This is a genomic window from Rhizobium sp. M10 (assembly GCF_002531955.1).
Lineage (GTDB): Bacteria > Pseudomonadota > Alphaproteobacteria > Rhizobiales > Rhizobiaceae > Rhizobium > Rhizobium etli_C.
This window is the reverse complement of record NZ_NWTA01000012.1, coordinates 150,398-168,271: the sequence shown is the minus strand read 5'-3', so window position 1 is coordinate 168,271 and position 17,874 is coordinate 150,398. Positions and strand designations below refer to the sequence as shown.

Sequence of the window (17,874 nt, the reverse complement as noted above, 5' to 3'; positions counted from 1 at the left end):
CTGCCAGTCAGAGACCTCCAAGGGACACGTATTTCAGTTCAAGAAAGCCCTCAATCCCGTATTTCGATCCTTCGCGCCCGGTGCCGGACTGCTTGATGCCGCCAAAGGGAGCCATTTCGTTGGCGATCATGCCGGTGTTGACACCCACCATGCCAGCCTCGAGCGCTTCCGCGACACGCCAAATGCGGGCCATGTCCTTTGCGTAAAAATAGGAGGCAAGGCCGAATTCGCTATCATTGGCCATCGCGATGACGTCGTCCTCGTCCTTGAACGAAATGATTGGCGCCAGCGGCGCAAAGGTTTCCTCCTTTGCCACCTTCATTGCCTGCGTCACGCCGGTGACGACCGTCGGCTCGAAGAACGTGCCCCCGAGCGCGCTGCGTTTGCCGCCGGAAAGCACGACCCCGCCTCTTGCGACCACATCGGCGACATGCTCTTCCATTTTCGCCACAGCCTTCTCATCGATCAGCGGCCCTTGGCTGACGCCGGCTTCGGTACCGCGACCGAGCGAAAGTCCCGAAACCTTGGCAAGAAGCTTTTCGGTGAAAGCCGCAGCGACGCTCTCCTGTACGTAGATGCGGTTGGCGCAGACGCAGGTCTGGCCGGCATTGCGGAACTTGGAGATCATCGCGCCTTCGACGGCGGCATCGAGGTCCGCGTCGTCGAATACGATGAAGGGCGCGTTGCCCCCCAGCTCCAGCGACAGGCGCTTGATGCCGTCGGCCGCCTCCTTCATCAGCCAGCGGCCGACTCCGGTCGAACCGGTAAAGGTGATTTTGGCAATTTTCGGATTGTGGCAGAACTCAAGACCGATTGGCTTGGCCTCCCCTGTCACGACCGAGAACACCCCCTTCGGCACGCCGGCGCGCTCGGCCAGAAGGGCAAGTGCCAGCGCCGATAGCGGCGTCTGCGAAGCGGGCTTCAGGATCATGCTGCAGCCGGCAGCAAGGGCCGGGCCTGCCTTGCGGGTGATCATGCCGTTCGGAAAATTCCACGGCGTGATCGCCGCGCAGACGCCGACCGGTTGCTTCAGGACCATGATGCGCTGACCGGCATTGGGACCGGGAATGATATCGCCGTCGATGCGCTTTGCCTCCTCCGCGAACCATTCGAGATAGGCGGCATTGGAGACGACCTCGCCCTTCGCCTCCGCCAGCGGCTTGCCCTGCTCGGTCGTCAGGATCAGCGCCAGATCGTCGGCATTTTCGATGATGAGATCGTACCAGCGCTTGAGCACCTGCGCCCGTTCCTTGGCCGTCCGCCTTGCCCAGAGCTTCTGGGCGGCGGCAGCGGCATCGATCGCTTCGGCGACAACCGCCTGGCCGAGATCCGGCACATTGGCAATCAGCGCCCCGTCGAAGGGGTCGGTGACCGCAATCGACCTGCCGTCGGGTGCGGCGATCCACGCGCCGTCGACAAAAGCCTTATCTATGAGAAGCGTGGGGTCCTTGAGGGCAAGCGTGCGATGCTCGGTCATGATGCATGATCTCCTATGATCTTCAAAAGAGCGGGAACGGCCAGCGACAGGCCGGACAAGAAAAGCAGGCCGAAGGCGATGTGGCGAATGGACAGGACGGACAGGGGCGGCGGCCACCTTTTCGCAACCGAGGTCATGATCATCACGGCCGGAATGCAGAGCAGCCCCCACCAGAAGCCGCTGTGCGGTATCTCGCTGGCAGCCGCGACCATGGACAGCCGAATGACGGCATTGACGGCAAAGACCGCTACCAGCGTTTCGCGGATGCTGACGGCCGGCAGCGGCTGCCGGTAGAGATGATAGACCAGCGGCGGGCCGGCGGTGGAAAACAGGCCGCCCATCAGGCCGGCAATCGCACCGAATAACGCGAAAGATACCGTCGATGACCGCGCCGCCAGCGGCTGGGGCTTCAGCGCAAGCTGCAGGCTGGAGGCAATGATGACGATACCGAGCACAAGTTTCAGCCAATCGATGGACCTCGAAACCATCAAGCCCAGCAGCCAGTATCCGGCGGCAAGGGCGGCAAGGCTGGAGATGACGACCGGCCAGAATTCCGCCCAGGCGATGTCGCGCCAGCCGCGTGCCAGGACCTGCGCCGCATTGACGAGCACCATGCAGCCGACGAGCACCGCGGCCTCCGGCAGCGGCATCAGCCCGGAAAGCCCGATGCCGCCCATCATGATCAGGCCGAGGGCAAAACCCGTCAGGGTCTGCATGTAGGCGGCAAGGCCCGCCAGTACCAGAAGCCCCGCAAGACCGGCAACACTCACGGTCACAGGCCTCGAAGACCGGAAAACAGCGCTTCATTGGCGCAACCGGCGCGATAGAAGACGGGCGGCTGGCCCAGCGGCGCGGCGATCTGCACCTTCTCGCCGCCGGCAAAGGTTTCACCGGTCCAGGCGTGAACCCACCGCTCGCCCTGCGGCAGATAGACGACACGATCTGCCTGCGCCGCCTCCCAGATCGGCGCGACCAGCATGTCAGGGCCGTAGAGGTAGCTGTCCTGGATCGCGTAGGTCTCGCGATCGTCCTGGTAATGCAGGAAGAGCGGCCGCTGCACCGGCAGCCCCCGCGCAACCGCCTCACCGGACAGGGATTTGAGATAGGGCGCAAGATGCCTGTAGATCCGCGTCATCCGGGCGAAATGCGACAGCACCTGCGGATCCTGATCGATCTGGACGTTTTCGCGCGGACGATTTCCCTCGTGGCTGCGCATGACGGGCGTGAATGCGGCCATTTCGGCCCAGCGCATCAAAAGCTCCGGCGTGCGGACATTGCCGAAGAGACTGGTGTAGCCGCCGATGTCGGAGTGGTGATAGGCATTGCCGAGCAGGCCGGAAGACAGTGCCGCACAGATAACCGTGACCAACCCGTCGTGACGGGAGAAATCGACCGACTGGTCGCCGCCCCACAGCAACGGGCAATGTTTCTGGACGCCGGTGAAGCCGGCGCGCATGAAGAACAGCGCCTCGCAGGTCTGGCTGCGGCTGGAAACCGCCTTGGCGTTGACCTCGGCCCAGAGCGTCGGCCACTGATTGTGCATCAGCTTGGCATCGATGCCGTTTGAGAGGTGGACATCGATCGGCAGATATTCGCCAAAATCGGCCATCCAGCCGGAGAGGCCGTAGTCGAGCATCTTCTTGCCGATGATGTCCTCGGCAAACCATTCCGCCGCGGCCGGATTGGTGAAATCCACGACGCCGCAATCGAACTCGCCGAAATCAACGAGCGCGGTCGTGCCGGCTGCATCCGTAGCAAAATAGCCGGCTTTTTCGGCGATCTCGAACAAGGGTCCATCGACACAGAGATAGGGGTTGACGTAGCCCAGGAACCGGATGCCGTCATCCTTGAGTTCGGCGATCCTCCGGCGCAGGCCCGGATAACGCTCCTCGTTGACTTGCCAGTCCCAGAAAAGACGCGCGCCGAAAGAGGTTTTACGCAGGCCGACCCAGTCCTCGCACCACAGAGCGGACACCTCGACACCCGCGTCGCGCATCGACTGCAGGCGCCGGAAAGAATTTTCCCCGTCCTTCAGACCGATGATCGCGCCGTTATACACCCATTCGGGAAGCGGCGGTTGGCGGCCGAAGCGGTCCGACAGCAGCTCGACCAGTTCGACGAATGTCGGAGCGGCAAAGAACTCGATCCGCTCCGGGATCGCCCAGACCTCGATCTCGTGAAAGGCCTTGCGGCGGAAATCGAAGACGGAATAGGCTGACGTCTCCACATGCATGGCGTAAAGCGCCGAGGAAACATAGGTCGGCTGCGGGTAGTTGGTGTTGAAATAGTCACCGCCTGCCCTGTCCTTGACGTTCGATTTGAACGTGATCTCGCTGGTCTGGTCACGGCCAACGCCGGGCTCGGACGTCCAGAGTGGAAAGCGGCGGCCGCGCATATCGAAATAGGACATCTGCTCGCCCCCGCCCCAGACATGTTCATCGTGATCGGCGGGAATTCGGATCCAGAGGCGATTGATGAGGGGATCGGACGCTTCAAATTCGATCGCTCCGTTCTCGATCGTCAACACCAGCCGTGGCTTCTGGCCCGACCGTTCCGATAGGGCGATCCGGTTTCCGTCAATCTCGGCATGCGCCAGTCGGCCGCGCTCAATGACATAGTCCTCGATCTCGAAGTTGCCGCGATACATATCCATGCGCTCCTCGCCGATGCCGGCAAAGATGCAAGGCGCACTCGTGCTGTGATCGAGGATCGTCCGGCCATTGATGGACACGGTAAATCCGGTTTCCGTCTTTTCGAGTTTCATCGCCATGTCTTTCAGATCTTGCATCGTCTTGGTCTGTTGTCGGTCAGTTCTGGGTCAGGCCGGCATCGACGACGAAATTGGCGCCCGTACAGCCGCCGCTTTCGTCGGAGCCGAGAAACAGCGCCATGCGCGCCACATGGCTTGCATCCAGCCTGAATTTCAGCGCCTGCAGTTCGATGAACTGCTGGTTCTGCTCCGGCGAGGTCCACAGCTTCAGCTGCCGCTCGGTGACAACAGCGCCGGGCACGATGCAATTGACGCGGATTCCGGAAGGGCCGAGTTCGCGGGCAAGCGTCTTTGTCATGCCGTTGATCGCGGCCTTCGCGGTCGTATAGCCGACCATGCCCGGACGCCCGCGCATCCAGGAAATCGAGCCGAGCATGATGATCGATCCCGCCCCCTTTTCCGCCATGCGCGAGCTGACCGCCTGGGTGGCGAAGAACTGGTGATCGAGATTGAGCGACAGCGCCCTGCGCCAGCTATCCGGCTCGACATCGCTCATCGCATGACGATCATCCTTGCCGGCATTGTTGACCAGGGTAGCGATGCCGCCACACGCCTGCTCGATCTCGGCGATGGCAACCCGCAGTGCCGCGATATCGGCGATATCGCATAGGGAAAAGGCAGCACCTGTTTCGGCGGCGAGCTTTGTCCCTTCGACCGCGTCGATATCGATGAAGGAGACATTTGCGCCCTGCGCCGCAAAAGCCCTGACCATTTCCGCGCCGATCCCCGACGCGCCGCCGGTGATCAGCACCGCGCGGCCTTCAAGAGATGCATAACGAACGCTGTCATAGGTGGATGGCATGGATCAGACTTCCGGATTGAAGAGAGGTTTTTGCAGCCCGGCGACATCGGCGCGCATGGCAAAGAGGCCGCCGGACAGCGGGAATGCTTCAAGCTCTGCCTCGGAGCGGCCGACGCTGGCGCTGGTGCAAAAGAGGGTGCGCATGTCCGCACCGCCGAAGCTGACCATTGTCGGGCATCTGACGGGAACAGGATATTCGGCCAGCAGCGCGCCGTCCGGGCTGTAGCGCTGCACCCGGCCGCCCTCGAACAGGGCCGTCCAGTAGCAGCCTTCGAGATCGACCGCGCCGCCATCCGGGCGGCCCTTGTCCGTTTCGCTGCCGAACCGGCTAAAGACCTGACGGTTGGATGCGGTGCCGGTTTCCGGGGCGTAATCATAGGCGTAGAGCGTGTAGCGCAGCGTATCGGCGTGATAGAGCCGGCGTCCGTCCGGTGAGAAAGCGACGCCGTTCGAGGTCAGGAGACCATCGGCCAGTCGCGCCAATCCGTTACGGTCGTACCGGTAAAGTCCGGCAATTCCCTTTTCGCGGCTTTCATCCACCGTTCCGGCAACGAACCGGCCCATCGGATCGACCGTGCCGTCATTGAAGCGGCTGATCGTCTGGTCCTCAGGATTGTCGGCGAGCCGGCGAACCGGCCTGCCGTCCGCATCCAGCAGCCAGATTCCCGACCGCAACCCCGCCACGAAACCGCCCCCTGCCGCGAGGCCGATGCAGCCGACTTCTTCCGAAAGCTCAAGCGTCGTCAGGCCGCCCGTCGGCGGGTCGAAGCGATGGATGCGGCAGCGCTTGATATCGACAAAATAGAGCACCTGCTCGGCAACCGACCACAGAGGGCATTCGCCGAGCGACGCTTTTGCATCGAGAACGAGGTCGAAGCCTGTGCGCACGAAACGATCCTCAATAGGCAGCGGCTGGTGCCGCGACAGGAGCCGCCTGCCCTTTCAGGCTGCCGAGCCAGTCATTGGCGCGGCCGGTCATCATCGCGATATCGGAAGCAATTGCCGCGAAGTCGTAGCCGTAGCCAAGGAAGCGCTTCACCATATCGGGATTGGGGCCGACGATGCCGACCGGTTTGCCGGCGGCATGGGCGTCCTTGGCCGCCTTCTCGATCAGCCTCTGGACCTCCGGATGGGCGATATTGCCGATATGGCCCATGGCGGCCGAAAGATCGCCCGGACCAACGAACAGCGCGTCGATACCATCGACGGCGGAGATCTGCGGCAGCCGCTCGATCGCCTCCGGGGTTTCGAGCTGTACGATGGTGCAGACTTCACCATTCGCCCGCTTCAGATAGTCCGGGATCGTGCCGAATTCCGAGCCACGATGAACGGCGGCGACGCCGCGAATGCCCTGTGGCGGATAGCGGGTGTAGGACGCCGCCGCGCGGGCCTCCTCGGCGGTCTGCACGAAGGGCAGCATGACCGTGCGCGCGCCAGCATCGAGCACGCGCTTGACCAGCACCTGATCGTTCCAGGCAAGGCGCACCACGGCCTCGGCCGGCGTGCAGCCGATGGCGCGTAAGATGCCCGCGACGTCCGAAACCTCGACCGGCACATGCTCCATATCGACGACGAGAAAATCGAAGCCGGCATAGCCGAGCGCCTCGGCCGTTGCCGGAGCCGCGGCCATCAGCCAGGTGCCGAGCGGTGCTGGCCGGTCCTTTTCGGCAAGCCATGCCTTGAAGCGATTGGTCAGGCTCATGGTCGTCTCCTCAATAGATCGCCGGATCGGGCACCACGGCCGTTCCGCTTAAGAAATCGAAATCACAGCCCTGGTCGGCCTGGCTGACATGCTGCTGGTAAAGGGCTGCGAAGGATCGCTGGTAGGTCGGCGGGGCCGGTCTCCATGCGGCGCGGCGGCGGACGATTTCCGCCTCATCGACCCGCATGTTGATGGTCCCGGCGGTAACGTCGAGTTCGACGACGTCGCCGGTCTTCAGGAGCGCCAGCGGTCCGCCGACGGCGGCCTCGGGAGAGACGTGCAGGATGCAGGTGCCGTAATGCGTACCGCTCATCCGGCCGTCGCAGATGCGCACCATGTCGCGCACACCCTGCTTCAGAAGCTTTTTGGGGATCGGCAGATTGCCCCATTCCGGCATGCCCGGTGCACCCACCGGGCCGGCATTGCGCAGCACGATCACCGTGTCTTCGGTGATATCGAGATCGGGATCGTCGAGCGTCGTGTTCATGACACCCGGATTGTCGAAGACGATGGCCGGGCCGACATGCTTCAGGAATTTCGGGCTGGCCGCGGAAGACTTCATGACGGCGCCGTTCGGAGCCAGATTGCCGCGCAGAACTTCCAACGTCTTGCCGCGCGACAGCGGCACCACCGGATTGTCCTCGCCACGAATGACGTCGTCGTTCCAACAGTCCGCCGCGGCGATATTGTCGCCAAGCGTTTGGCCGTTGACGGTCGGTCGCGTCAGATCGAGGTGACGCGAAAACTTGTTGAGAAGCGCCAGAAGACCGCCGGCGAAATAGAAGTCCTCCATCAAGTACTCGCCCGATGGAAAGACGTTGACCGCCACCGGCACCTGGCCGGCCATCGCCGCCATATCGTCGAGCGATAGATCGACACCGGCGCGGCGCGCCATGGCGACCAGATGGACGGCCGCATTGGTGGAGCCGCCGAGCGCCATATAGGCAACCAGGCCGTTGAGAAAGCTCGCCTTGTCCAGGATATCGGAGGGTTTCAGGTCTTCCCAGACCATCTCCACGATCCGGACACCACAGGCCGATGCCATGCGCGGATGACCGGAATCGGTGGCGGGGATGGAAGAGGCGCCCGGCAGCGTCAGTCCCATGGCGTCGACGATCGATGTCATCGTCGATGCGGTGCCGATGGTGTTGCAGGTGCCGGCCGATCGCGTCATGCGGCTTTCGAGGTCGATCCAGTCCGACTGGGTGATATTGCCGGCGCGCAGTTCGTCCCAATATTTCTTGGTATGCGTGCCGGCGCCCGTCTTCATGCCACGCCATTGCCCGTTCGACATCGGGCCTGCCGGGCAGTAGATCGCCGGAATATCCATCGAAATCGCGCCCATAAGCAGGGCCGGTGTAGACTTGTCGCAACCGCCGAGCAGCACGGCCCCATCGACCGGATGCGAGCGCAGCAGTTCCTCGCATTCCATGGCGAGAAAATTGCGGTAGAGCATGGTGGTCGGCTTCACCATGACCTCTCCGACCGAGAGCGCCGGCATTTCGACCGGATAGCCGCCCGCCTGCCAGACGCCGCGCTTCACCGCCTCGGCACGATCGCGCAAATGTGCATGGCAGGGGCTCATCTCGCTCCAGGTGTTGATGATGCCGATCACCGGCCGGCCCATGAACTCGTCGCGGCGCATGCCCATCTGCTGCGTGCGCTGCCGGTGGGCAAAACCGCGCATATCGTCCGAGGCGAACCAGCGCTGGCTGCGCAGTTCCGAAAGATCGCGTTTCTTCTTCACCTCGTTCATCCCTTGATGCCCCCCGCCGTCAGGCCGGAGACGACGCGCTCCTGGAAGATGACGATGAGGATGGCGACCGGCACGATGCCGGCGACCAGCGCTGCCGAGATCACCGGCCAGGGAAAGGCGAATTCGCCCTGATAGAGCTGGATGCCGACCGGCAGCGTGCGCAAGGACGGGTTGGAGTTGAACGACAGGGCGAGCAGGAATTCATCCCAGGCATTGACGAAGGCGAGGATGCCGGCGGTGAAGACACCAGGCGCACAGAGCGGCACCACGACCTTGAACAGTGCGCCCATGCGCGTGCAGCCGTCGATCATCGCGGCATTTTCCAGATCGCGGGGAATGCCTTCGAAGAAGGAGACCAGCATCAGGGTGCAGACCGGCAGGCTCAGCACCGTGTAGGGCAGGATCAGCGCCGTCCAGCTGTTGAGGAGATTGAGCGCCCGCATGATTTCGAATAACGGCACCAGCAGCGTCACCAGCGGGAATGTCGAGACGGCGATGATCAGCGACAGGATCAGCCCGCGATAGGTCAGATTGAGCCGGGCGAGCGCATAGGCCGCCAGCACCGCGACGAACAGCGTTAGCGCGGTCGACAGCAGCGCCACCATGAAGCTGTTGAACAGGAAGATGTGCAGCGGCTGGTCGGAGAAGGCCTGCACATAGTTCTGAACGGTCGGCGCATGCGGGATCCAGGTAATGGGCTTTGCCGTCAGCTCGGCTTCGGTCTTCAGCGATGTAAACAGGATCCAGAGCGCCGGGAACATGCCGTTTACCAGAAGGATGCCGGCAGCGATGACACGCAGAGGCTTGCCGGACAGGAAGGACGCCGAACCGGGGGCTGTCGTCGTGCTCATGAATGTTACTCCTTGGTCCGGATCATGCGGAGATAGACGGCCGTAACGCACATCGACAGCGCGAACATCACGACGGCGAGCGCCGACCCATAGCCGAGATCGAGGAAGGACACGGTGTTCTGGTGGATGTACATGGCGAGCGTCGCGGTGGATGTGCCCGGCCCGCCGCCCGTCATCATGTAGGGGATGTCGAAGGTCTGCAGCGCGGTGATGGTGCGGAAGATCAGCGCCACGACGATCGAAGGCTTCAGCAGCGGCAGGGTGATTTCGAAGAACTGGCGCAACCGTCCGGCGCCGTCCACGTCCGCCGCCTCGTAAAGCGAGCGCGGAATAGTCTGCAGACCGGCCAGGATGATCAGCGCCATGAAGGACGACGTCTTCCAGATGATCGTCAGGCAGATGGCGGCGAAGGCCCAGTCCGGCGAGTTGAACCAGATGATCCCCTCGAACCCGAGGCGGTTCAGCACGTCGTTGACGACGCCATATTCCGAGTGGAAAAACCACGCAAAGATCAAACCGGCAAAGGAAAGCGGCAACGCCCAGGGAATAAGCAGCGACAGCCGGACGGGCCACTGCGTCCGGAAGGGGAGGTTGGCGAGCAACGCAAGTGCAAGCCCCAGCAAAAGCGCGCCCGGCACGGTGATCAGTGTGATCAAGATCGTATTCCAGGTGGTTTCCCAGAATACCGGATCGTCGATCATCAGGCGGTAGTTTTCCAGCCCGGCGAATTCCGCCGGCAGGCCCGAGGTGAGCGATAGGTTGAGGAAGCTCGTATAGATGAGCCGACAGACCGGATAGACGATGATCAATGCCAGAAGAAGGCCGGCCGGCGCGAGGAGCAAAACGGCAAGGGCACGGTCGCTGAGATCGAGCCACCGAGTCCAGACCGCTGGCTGATGCTCACGCGTATCCGTCGCCTTGAGTGTGGTTGTCGTCGCCATGGTCTCGTTCCGAAACGTTGAGGGGTTTGAAGCGCAAGGCCGATGCCTCGTCCGTTGCAACCGGATGCTGCTCGTCCGCCTTGAGGAGGTTTCCCCTCCCCGGAGGAAAGGGAGGGGATTGCGCAAGGAGTTACGGGCTCCTCACCGCAGAATGCGTTTCAAGCGTGCGCCGATCTGATCGGCACCATCTTCCGGCGTGGTCACGCCGGCGAGAACGGCGTTGACCGTGGTGCGGATGACTTCACTCACTTCGTTGTAGCGCGGCGTCACCGGGCGCGGCTTGGCGGTCTCGACCACCTGCAGCGCATCGGCAAACCACGGCGCACTCTTCGTCACCTCGGCGTCCTGGTAGAGACCGGCATAGGTCGGCAGCAGCGAGCCGTTGATTGCCATGAACTTCGAAACTTCTTCAGATGACAGGTACTCGACCAGCTTCTTCGCTTCGTCCTGATGCTGCGAATAGGCGGAAACGCCCCATTCCCAGCCGCCGAGGCAGGTGGCCTGCTCGCCGCCGGTCATGGCCGGCAGACGGGCAACGCCGACCTTGCCGGCAACCGCGGAGTCCTTGCCCTGCGCCTGCGCCCAGGCATAGGACCAGTTGACGGCGAAGATGACGTTGCCAGCCTGGAATTCCTTCCGCGTGTCGTCGGTGCCGACTTCGGCAATGTTCTTCTTGGCAACGCCCTCGTCGGCAAAAGCCTTCCAGAGACTGAGCGATTTGATGGCCGCGTCGCGATCGAAGGTCAGGCGACCGTTATCGGTCAGCGTCTTGCCCTGACTCCAGTACGGCAGCAGGAAGGTGCAGACCGCGCCTTCGATCGCCTTGCCCTGGAAGGACAGACCCTGGAGATCGGCATTTCCTTCGCCTTCGGCGATCTTCTTGGCGGCGACTTTCAGCTCATCCCAGGTCTTGGGCGGCTCGATGCCGTATTTTTCTAGAAGGTCCTTGCGATAGTAGAGGAACTGCGAATCCGCGAAGGCCGGCAGCGCGATCACCTTGCCATCGACGGTGTTGGCGCCCGCATAGGCCGGCAGATAGGAGGACATGTCCTTGCCGGGGAAATCGCTGGTCCAGCCGGCAGCTGCAAATTGCGCCGGGCGGATGACGTCGAGGATCAGAACGTCGAGAGAGGTGTCCTTGGCCGACATCACGGTGTTCAGATACTGCGCCTGGGCTTCGGACGTGTTGCCGCCGGTCTCGATCTTGACCTTCACATCCGGATTGGCGGCTTCATACTTGTCGAGCGCCTTGCGCCAGACGTCCGGTTGGTGCTGGCTGGAGATGTAGATGTTCAGCGCCGTCTCGGCCGAAGCCGGCATCGCGACGGCCAGCATGGCACCGCAGAACAATGCACCGGTTAATTTCGAAAAAGTCATGATTTCCTCCCGTTTGATGTTTGGTCGCGCGATGTTGGCATCCTCCCCCGCGCAGGGTCGTCAATGGACGGCGCGTTCCGTCGCGGCGTCAAAAAGATGGATTTTCGCGGGATCGACGCCGATCTTCAGCGTTTCGCCGGCCTTGACCCGCGTCTCCGGCGGCATCCGGGCCGTCAGGGTTTCGTTGCCGACGGCGAAGTGGACGAGAGTGTCGGAGCCGAGCGGCTCGACGACCTGAACGTGACAGGTCAGGGCGACCTCCGACGCGTTTGCCGTGAAATGCTCCGGACGGATCCCGACGACGAATTCGCGGCCATCGACCGCGGGGACCTGGGTTGCCGACAGCGGCAGGCGGTCTCCGTTGGCAAAGACCAGATGGCCGCCATCGGCCCTTGCCTTGGCAAAATTCATCGCGGGCGATCCGACAAAGCCGCCGACAAAGACGCTGGCCGGGCGGTTGTAGACCTCGTCCGGCGTTCCGACCTGCTCGATCTCGCCGCCGCGCAGGATGACGATCCGGTCGGCCAGCGTCATCGCCTCGACCTGGTCATGGGTGACGTAGATGATTGTCGTGCCGATTGCCTGATGCAGCTTCTTGATTTCGGTGCGGACCTGTCCGCGCAATTTTGCATCCAGATTGGACAGCGGCTCATCGAAGAGAAAGACCTGCGGACGGCGGACGATGGCGCGGCCCATGGCGACGCGCTGGCGCTGGCCGCCGGACAACTGGCCAGGCCGGCGATCGAGCAGATGGGAAATGCCGAGCATGTTGGCGGCCTCATCCACCCGCACCGCAGCTTCTCCGGCGCTGATCCCGCGCACCTTCAGGCTGAAACCCATATTCTCCCGAATCGTCTTGTGCGGATAGAGCGCATAGTCCTGGAAGACCATGGCGATATCCCGTTCACGCGGCGCCAGCCGGTTGACCACACGGTCGCCGATCCTGACCTCGCCGCCGGTGATCGCCTCCAGCCCGGCAACCATGCGCAGGGTCGTGGATTTGCCGCAGCCCGACGGACCAACGAAGACCACGAACTCACCGTCGGCAATCTCAAGATCGATGCCCTTGACGATCCGAAGGGCACCATAACTCTTATCCAGCGCCCGCAGGCTCACTCCCGCCATTCAAACCTCCCGGAGACCGAACCGTGTCCCGTGCCCATCTTCATTTCCCGCAGCAATAATAGCGCTACGATTTTCTTTTGCAAGCCTCCCCGTTGAAAATTGCCGCGGGTGAATTCAGACAAGCCAGACCCGGCAGGGCAAATTTGCCGACTTATTGAGTTTTATCAGGCAAATGGGCGCAATTCCCGTCAATGGGAATTGTTCAACGCAAGCCTATGGGTTATTATGCAATGAAATAATAGCGCTACTATACCGACGGGATAAATGGTGGATACTCAACGCTCCGCGAAGCCGACCCGAAAACGCCGCAAGATGCAGCGGGTGACGATGATGGATGTCGCGGCTCGGGCCGAGGTCTCGCCGTCGACCGTCTCGCTCTATCTGCGCAAACCGGACGCCGTATCGGCGTCGGCCAGCGAGGCGATCGCAAAATCGATCGAGGCTCTCAACTATGTCCCGAACCTGATGGCCGGAGGGCTCGCCGCCGCCTCTTCGCGCGCCGTCAGCATCATCGTGCCATCGGTACGCAATGCCTTCTTTGCCGAAACAGTTGCAACCATGCAGGCCGAACTGGGCAAGGAGCGGCTGCAGGTGCTGCTCGGCCACACCGAATACAGCGAGCGCGAGGAGGAGAACCTCGTGCGAATGGCCTTGTCCTGGGCGCCGGCGGCGATCGTGCTGACGGGGCTTAGCCACAGCAATGCGACCAGGAGGCTCCTGCGCGAAAGCAGTGTGCCGGTGGTCGAAATCTGGGAACTCGGCTCAGAGCCTATCGAGATGGCCGTCGGTTTCCACCACCAACAGGTCGGCCACTCGATGGCCGCGCACCTTATTCAACGAAATCGCCGCAATCTCGTCTTTCTCGGCGCCCGACTGCAGGAAGACAAAAGAGCGGCGCACCGCGCCGAGGGATTTGTAGAGGAAGCCCGCAAAACCTCGGGTGCTACCGTCGAAATCATCCAGCATCCGGCACCGTCGAGCGCCGAAGTAGGCGCCATGCTGCTTGGCGAAACCATGCGGAAATTTCCACAGGTGGATGGCATTGCCTGCTCCAACGATCATATGGCGCTCGGCGTAATCTTCGAATGCCAGCGGCTCGGAATCAACATCCCCGGACAGCTTTCGGTGATCGGCTTCGGCGATCTCAGCTTCAGCGCCGCCTCAAATCCCTCGCTCACCACCATCCGTCCGCCGGGAGATCTGATCGGCACGGAGGCTGCGCGCCTGATCCTTGAGCGCATAGCCGATAGTGGCGAAAGAAAGCCTACGGTAATCGATACTCGTTTCACGCTGCTTCATCGGCAAAGCAGTTGACGAACACAATCTGCCGCACGCGCAACCCCGCTTCGAAAATTGATCTACGAAACAGGAAACGGATAAAGGCGCCGTTCCTTCCTTCGACAGGCAAGGGCTGCTACCAGAACACTGGCGCCAGAAACCGGGCCGATAGAGAACCGCCGCGCGAGATCGCGCCGACGAGACGGGAGACACCCACATATGACCACCGCCTGCGAAGTCAGCTGGTTTTCCGCTCTGTGCGACGACGACTACGAATTCCTCGGCTCTCCCGATCCACGGCTGCTATCGAGTTTCGAACACTGTCGCGATATCGTCCTGCAGGCCGAAAGCGGCGGCTTCGACAATATTCTGCTTCCGTCCGGCTATGCGCTCGGCATTGATACGACAGCCTTTGCTTCGGCCATGGCGACGCTCACGCGCCGGATCAAACTCCTGATGGCAGTTCGCATTGGCGAAAACTGGCCGGCGCAGCTGGCCCGCCAGATCGCCACCATCGACCGCATCGCCCATGGCCGCCTCTCGGTCAACATCATCTCCAGCGAGATGCCGGGAGAAACCCTTGCGAGCGGCCCGCGCTATGCCCGCACCATTGAGGCCATGTCGATCCTGCGCACGCTGCTTGACGGAAAGCCGCTCGATCACGACGGCACCTTCTGGAAGCTGAAGGTCGATCCGCCGCGGATCGCTCCGCTGTCGGGACGCTGCCCGCAATTCTATTTCGGCGGTCTATCCGAGGATGCTCGCGAAGCAGCGGCAGAAGGTGCCGACATCTATCTGATGTGGCCGGACCGGATGGAGGCCGTCCGTGAGACGATCGCCGATCTTCGCAGCCGGGCACAGGCGCGTGGCCGCGCGCTCCGCTTCGGCTACCGCGTGCATGTCGTCGTCCGCGAAACCGAATCTGAGGCACGACTTGCCGCCGACCGGCTGCTGTCGAAACTCGATGACGCCACGGGTGCAGCCATCCGGGCGAAATCGCTCGACAGCCAATCCGTCGGCGTCAGGCGCCAAACCGAACTGCGCGACCAGGCCGGCAGCGAGGGTTATGTCGAAGACAACCTCTGGACCGGTATCGGCCGCGCCCGCTCCGGCTGCGGTGCTGCGATCGTCGGCGATCCCGACCAGGTTCTGGCCAAACTGCAGGCGTATCGCGCGGAAGGAATCGAAGCTTTCATTCTCTCGGGCTACCCGCACACAACCGAGGCCGACCTTTTCGCGCGTCTTGTTTTGCCACGGCTGGATCATGGGCCGCTTTGACAGAAGCGCTGCTTGCTCGCCTTGGACGGGTCCGAACCCCAACCACGTGCTTGAAAGCCATGTGCCTGTTAATGCTTATCTTCTTTGTTCGCCTGCCGGGCCGGTTCCGTTCGAACATTATGCGATTTTCTTCGCCCAGAACGTGAGCACCAATCCGGAGAGGGGCATGGTGTCCTCCGCTCGAAAGCCGGCGCGCTTCAACGAATAACGGAATCTTGATCGGACGCAACAGTTTACCAACTGCCGCATCGGCCTATCTGACCGTAATCACACTGAAAACGCTGGCTCTCAGCCGGCGATTGGGAGGGTGGGATGCGCCAGATTCGCAAATCATTGGCAGCCGTAGCAGCCGTCATCGCGGTTGCCGTCTCGTTGCCTTCCTGCACGACGAGCTCAACCGACTCGGTGCAAACCGGCTCGGTTGGATTTAGCAGCGTCGACTATGGGCTCAGACCTGCCTGCCGCGACGGCTTTGGCAACGATCGTCCCTGCAGTTATTAGTAGCAAGCGCTGCTTGGTAGTGCATCGGGACCTATCGTGAAGATCCAGGAGCCATCCGGATTGAGTTGGCATTCACTCCAAAGCACTATCTGCCAAGCCCGGGTTGCCGGGGCTTTTTGTGCCTAATCCGTCGAAGCGATCTCGGCAAACCTTAGCCGACTGGCATTCGTAATGCCTCACTCGCCGTAGAGGCCAATTCCGATGACGGCGGTCATGACAAACACGCAGAATCCAACGGCAATGCCGGCGAAAACTCCAGCAGCCAATCCGGTCATCTTAGCAATGAAAACGGTAGCAGCCGGAGGCACCACCAGCAGAAGCAGCGCTTGCACAACACCGAAAGCGCTATGCTGGATACCTTCAGCAACCCATTGGAGCGCAATGACCCACAAAAATATGCCGCCGAAAACAATCGAGCCAGCGCAGACACCTAGAGTCCAGCCGTAGCGTCTGCCCACATTCGCCAGCTCCCAGAGAGCGGGAGGCAAGGCGAGCATCCACGTGATAAAATCGATCAACGTCCGCATCCGCGGACCTTCACGTAGAAATGTTTCGAGCCGGTAAAGCTGACCAGTCAAAGTCGAGACATCGAACACTACACGTAACGGCCTGCCATGCCGTGGGCCTCCAGGGCATCCATGACTCAGCGTTGGCTTCGAGCAATTGAACCCGCTGGTTACGCGGGTCGAGTAGAAAACTATTACGAACACCTGCAAGCGTGATACACAACCGGATAGTGCTCTAGGAAAGACGGTCATGCGGTATCTTCGGTCAGGGCCGCGTCGGCTTCACACCCAGGAGATGGGCGGTCCGCGCGCCAAAACGGTGGGTCTGAGGTCGGGCGAGATCGCCGACCGGAACATTCGCGTCATCCTGGAAGCGATCCGCCGGCATGGGCCGCTGACGCGCACCGAGCTCGGGCGGCATAGCGGGCTGACCGGGCCCGGCATCACCAATATTCTGCGGCGGCTGGCGGAGGAGAAGCTCGTCACCTCGAACCGGCGCAACGGGCTCGGCGGCGGTGCGACGGCGACGGAATTTGCGCTGCGGCCGGAAGGCGCTTTTTCGGTCGGGGTCAAGCTTCGCAAGAAGCGCGGCGAGATCGTGCTCGTCGATCTGAGCGGCCAGGTGCATGAGCGGGCCTATTTCGACGTGGAGCCGGCGGACAAGGTCCAGCTGGTGCATGCGGCCGCCCGCGATATGGTCGATCGGCATGCCGCTCTGCCGGTCATCGGGCTCGGCATCGCCGCCAACGACTGGACGGAGGATGAGAGCGACGCCATCGCCGCGCTGTCGACGATCGCGCGTCCCTATGTTGAGAACGAATGCACTGCGAGCCTGCTTGCCGAACGCACGATCGGCAGCACGCTGCCGGATGGCGGGCTTGCGATGATCATCATCGACGACGACGTGCAGGCGGGCTTCCTCATCCGCGGCGTTCCCTATTCCGGCGTGCATGGACGGGCGGGCAGCATTGGCGAAATGCTGACCGGGCCGGACAATGTCCAGCTCAATACCGTCGTCGGCTTCGGATCGCTGCGCGCGCGCATCGGCGAGGAGGATTTCGCCCGGCTTCTGAACGGCGAGGAATTCTCCTGTCCCTTGCTGTCGCAGTGGATCCGCGAGGCGGCGGGCCATCTGCTCGATCCGATCATCGCCATGGCCGGTTTCTTCGCCCCGAGCACCGTCATGATCGGCGGAGATCTGCCGCAGGGCGTGATCGAGGCGCTGATCCACCAGCTTTCCATCGAGCGGCGCGATACCTCCACACGCCCGATCATCACGCCATGGATTTCGCCGATGCGGCCGGCAAGCTTCAGCGGCGGCGGCGTGGCGCTCGGTGCGGCGCTGCTGCCCTTCCTCAACACGCTGCTGCTGCCGCCGGCTTCGGCCTAAAGCAATTCCAGGAAAAGTGCGAAGCGGTTTCCCAGGCAAAGCGCAAAGCGCTTTTGCCGGGAATCGCGCCAAAGCAAAAGGTTAGGACAGACCTGCTTTTCCGTGGAAAGCTGAACCGCC

The 17,874-nt window shown here is 62.3% G+C and carries 16 protein-coding genes; 4 read left to right on the top strand and 12 right to left on the bottom strand.

What is annotated here, in order from left to right; genetic code table 11:
• Positions 1-7 precede the first annotated feature (7 nt).
• The 11 genes from CO671_RS20450 to ugpC form a co-directional block, all read right to left on the bottom strand.
• A complete protein-coding gene (locus tag CO671_RS20450; protein WP_010031088.1) occupies positions 8-1,477 on the bottom strand; it encodes an NAD-dependent succinate-semialdehyde dehydrogenase in 1,470 nt (489 codons plus the stop codon).
• Complete coding sequence (locus CO671_RS20445; protein ID WP_097607443.1) at positions 1,474-2,247, bottom strand: sulfite exporter TauE/SafE family protein; 774 nt, start codon at positions 2,245-2,247, stop codon at positions 1,474-1,476. The genes CO671_RS20450 and CO671_RS20445 overlap by 4 nt, the downstream gene beginning before the upstream one ends.
• A gap of 2 nt (positions 2,248-2,249) precedes the next feature.
• Entirely contained in the window at positions 2,250-4,265 is a 2,016-nt protein-coding gene (locus tag CO671_RS20440; RefSeq protein WP_280953343.1) for an alpha-glucosidase, read from the bottom strand.
• 19 nt (positions 4,266-4,284) lie between these two features.
• Positions 4,285-5,049: an SDR family oxidoreductase gene (locus tag CO671_RS20435; protein WP_097607442.1), complete on the bottom strand. Its 765-nt coding sequence runs from the start codon at positions 5,047-5,049 to the stop codon at positions 4,285-4,287.
• A 3-nt stretch (positions 5,050-5,052) separates the two neighbouring features.
• Positions 5,053-5,937: an SMP-30/gluconolactonase/LRE family protein gene (locus CO671_RS20430; RefSeq protein WP_097607441.1), complete on the bottom strand. Its 885-nt coding sequence runs from the start codon at positions 5,935-5,937 to the stop codon at positions 5,053-5,055.
• Between the two features lie 10 nt (positions 5,938-5,947).
• Positions 5,948-6,751, bottom strand: a complete 804-nt coding sequence (locus CO671_RS20425; protein ID WP_097607440.1) for an aldolase/citrate lyase family protein — start codon at positions 6,749-6,751, stop codon at positions 5,948-5,950.
• Positions 6,752-6,761: 10 nt separating this feature from the next.
• Positions 6,762-8,507, bottom strand: a complete 1,746-nt coding sequence (gene araD / locus CO671_RS20420; protein ID WP_097607439.1) for an L-arabinonate dehydratase — start codon at positions 8,505-8,507, stop codon at positions 6,762-6,764.
• The gene (locus tag CO671_RS20415) at positions 8,504-9,358 is read right to left on the bottom strand and encodes a carbohydrate ABC transporter permease (RefSeq protein WP_097607438.1); all 855 of its coding nucleotides are present in this window, start codon (positions 9,356-9,358) and stop codon (positions 8,504-8,506) included. The genes araD and CO671_RS20415 overlap by 4 nt, the downstream gene beginning before the upstream one ends.
• Before the next feature lie 5 nt (positions 9,359-9,363).
• Positions 9,364-10,299: a sugar ABC transporter permease gene (locus CO671_RS20410; RefSeq protein ID WP_097607437.1), complete on the bottom strand. Its 936-nt coding sequence runs from the start codon at positions 10,297-10,299 to the stop codon at positions 9,364-9,366.
• 141 nt (positions 10,300-10,440) lie between these two features.
• On the bottom strand, positions 10,441-11,676 hold the full coding sequence (locus CO671_RS20405) for an ABC transporter substrate-binding protein (RefSeq protein WP_097607436.1): 1,236 nt from the start codon (positions 11,674-11,676) through the stop codon (positions 10,441-10,443).
• Positions 11,677-11,736: 60 nt separating this feature from the next.
• Complete coding sequence (gene ugpC, locus CO671_RS20400; protein WP_097607435.1) at positions 11,737-12,801, bottom strand: sn-glycerol-3-phosphate ABC transporter ATP-binding protein UgpC; 1,065 nt, start codon at positions 12,799-12,801, stop codon at positions 11,737-11,739.
• 264 nt (positions 12,802-13,065) lie between these two features.
• On the opposite strand from ugpC, the gene CO671_RS20395 reads away from it, so the two are divergent.
• The 3 genes from CO671_RS20395 (at position 13,066) to CO671_RS34260 (ending at position 15,858) form a co-directional block, all read left to right on the top strand.
• Complete coding sequence (locus CO671_RS20395; RefSeq protein ID WP_097607434.1) at positions 13,066-14,115, top strand: LacI family DNA-binding transcriptional regulator; 1,050 nt, start codon at positions 13,066-13,068, stop codon at positions 14,113-14,115.
• A 183-nt stretch (positions 14,116-14,298) separates the two neighbouring features.
• Positions 14,299-15,357: an LLM class flavin-dependent oxidoreductase gene (locus CO671_RS20390; RefSeq protein WP_097607433.1), complete on the top strand. Its 1,059-nt coding sequence runs from the start codon at positions 14,299-14,301 to the stop codon at positions 15,355-15,357.
• Positions 15,358-15,669: 312 nt separating this feature from the next.
• Complete coding sequence (locus CO671_RS34260) at positions 15,670-15,858, top strand: hypothetical protein (protein ID WP_097607432.1); 189 nt, start codon at positions 15,670-15,672, stop codon at positions 15,856-15,858.
• 176 nt (positions 15,859-16,034) lie between these two features.
• Here CO671_RS34260 and CO671_RS20380 read toward each other — a convergent pair whose 3' ends face one another.
• Entirely contained in the window at positions 16,035-16,385 is a 351-nt protein-coding gene (locus CO671_RS20380; protein WP_097607431.1) for a hypothetical protein, read from the bottom strand.
• Between the two features lie 229 nt (positions 16,386-16,614).
• Between CO671_RS20380 and CO671_RS20375 the strand changes: the two genes are divergently transcribed.
• The gene (locus tag CO671_RS20375) at positions 16,615-17,754 is read left to right on the top strand and encodes an ROK family transcriptional regulator (protein WP_097607430.1); all 1,140 of its coding nucleotides are present in this window, start codon (positions 16,615-16,617) and stop codon (positions 17,752-17,754) included.
• The last annotated feature ends 120 nt before the right edge of the window (positions 17,755-17,874 follow it).

Bases quoted from the DNA above. Each gene is read 5' to 3' on its own strand.
- CO671_RS20450 (WP_010031088.1), bottom strand. From the start codon at position 1,477: ATGACCGAGCATCGCACGCTTGCCCTCAAGGACCCCACGCTTCTCATA.
- CO671_RS20440 (WP_280953343.1), bottom strand. From the start codon at position 4,265: ATGCAAGATCTGAAAGACATGGCGATGAAACTCGAAAAGACGGAAACC.
- CO671_RS20435 (WP_097607442.1), bottom strand. From the start codon at position 5,049: ATGCCATCCACCTATGACAGCGTTCGTTATGCATCTCTTGAAGGCCGC.
- CO671_RS20425 (WP_097607440.1), bottom strand. From the start codon at position 6,751: ATGAGCCTGACCAATCGCTTCAAGGCATGGCTTGCCGAAAAGGACCGG.
- araD (WP_097607439.1), bottom strand. From the start codon at position 8,507: ATGAACGAGGTGAAGAAGAAACGCGATCTTTCGGAACTGCGCAGCCAG.
- CO671_RS20415 (WP_097607438.1), bottom strand. From the start codon at position 9,358: ATGAGCACGACGACAGCCCCCGGTTCGGCGTCCTTCCTGTCCGGCAAG.
- CO671_RS20410 (WP_097607437.1), bottom strand. From the start codon at position 10,299: ATGGCGACGACAACCACACTCAAGGCGACGGATACGCGTGAGCATCAG.
- CO671_RS20405 (WP_097607436.1), bottom strand. From the start codon at position 11,676: ATGACTTTTTCGAAATTAACCGGTGCATTGTTCTGCGGTGCCATGCTG.
- ugpC (WP_097607435.1), bottom strand. From the start codon at position 12,801: ATGGCGGGAGTGAGCCTGCGGGCGCTGGATAAGAGTTATGGTGCCCTT.
- CO671_RS20395 (WP_097607434.1), top strand. From the start codon at position 13,066: ATGGTGGATACTCAACGCTCCGCGAAGCCGACCCGAAAACGCCGCAAG.
- CO671_RS20390 (WP_097607433.1), top strand. From the start codon at position 14,299: ATGACCACCGCCTGCGAAGTCAGCTGGTTTTCCGCTCTGTGCGACGAC.
- CO671_RS34260 (WP_097607432.1), top strand. From the start codon at position 15,670: ATGCGCCAGATTCGCAAATCATTGGCAGCCGTAGCAGCCGTCATCGCG.
- CO671_RS20380 (WP_097607431.1), bottom strand. From the start codon at position 16,385: ATGCGGACGTTGATCGATTTTATCACGTGGATGCTCGCCTTGCCTCCC.
- CO671_RS20375 (WP_097607430.1), top strand. From the start codon at position 16,615: ATGCGGTATCTTCGGTCAGGGCCGCGTCGGCTTCACACCCAGGAGATG.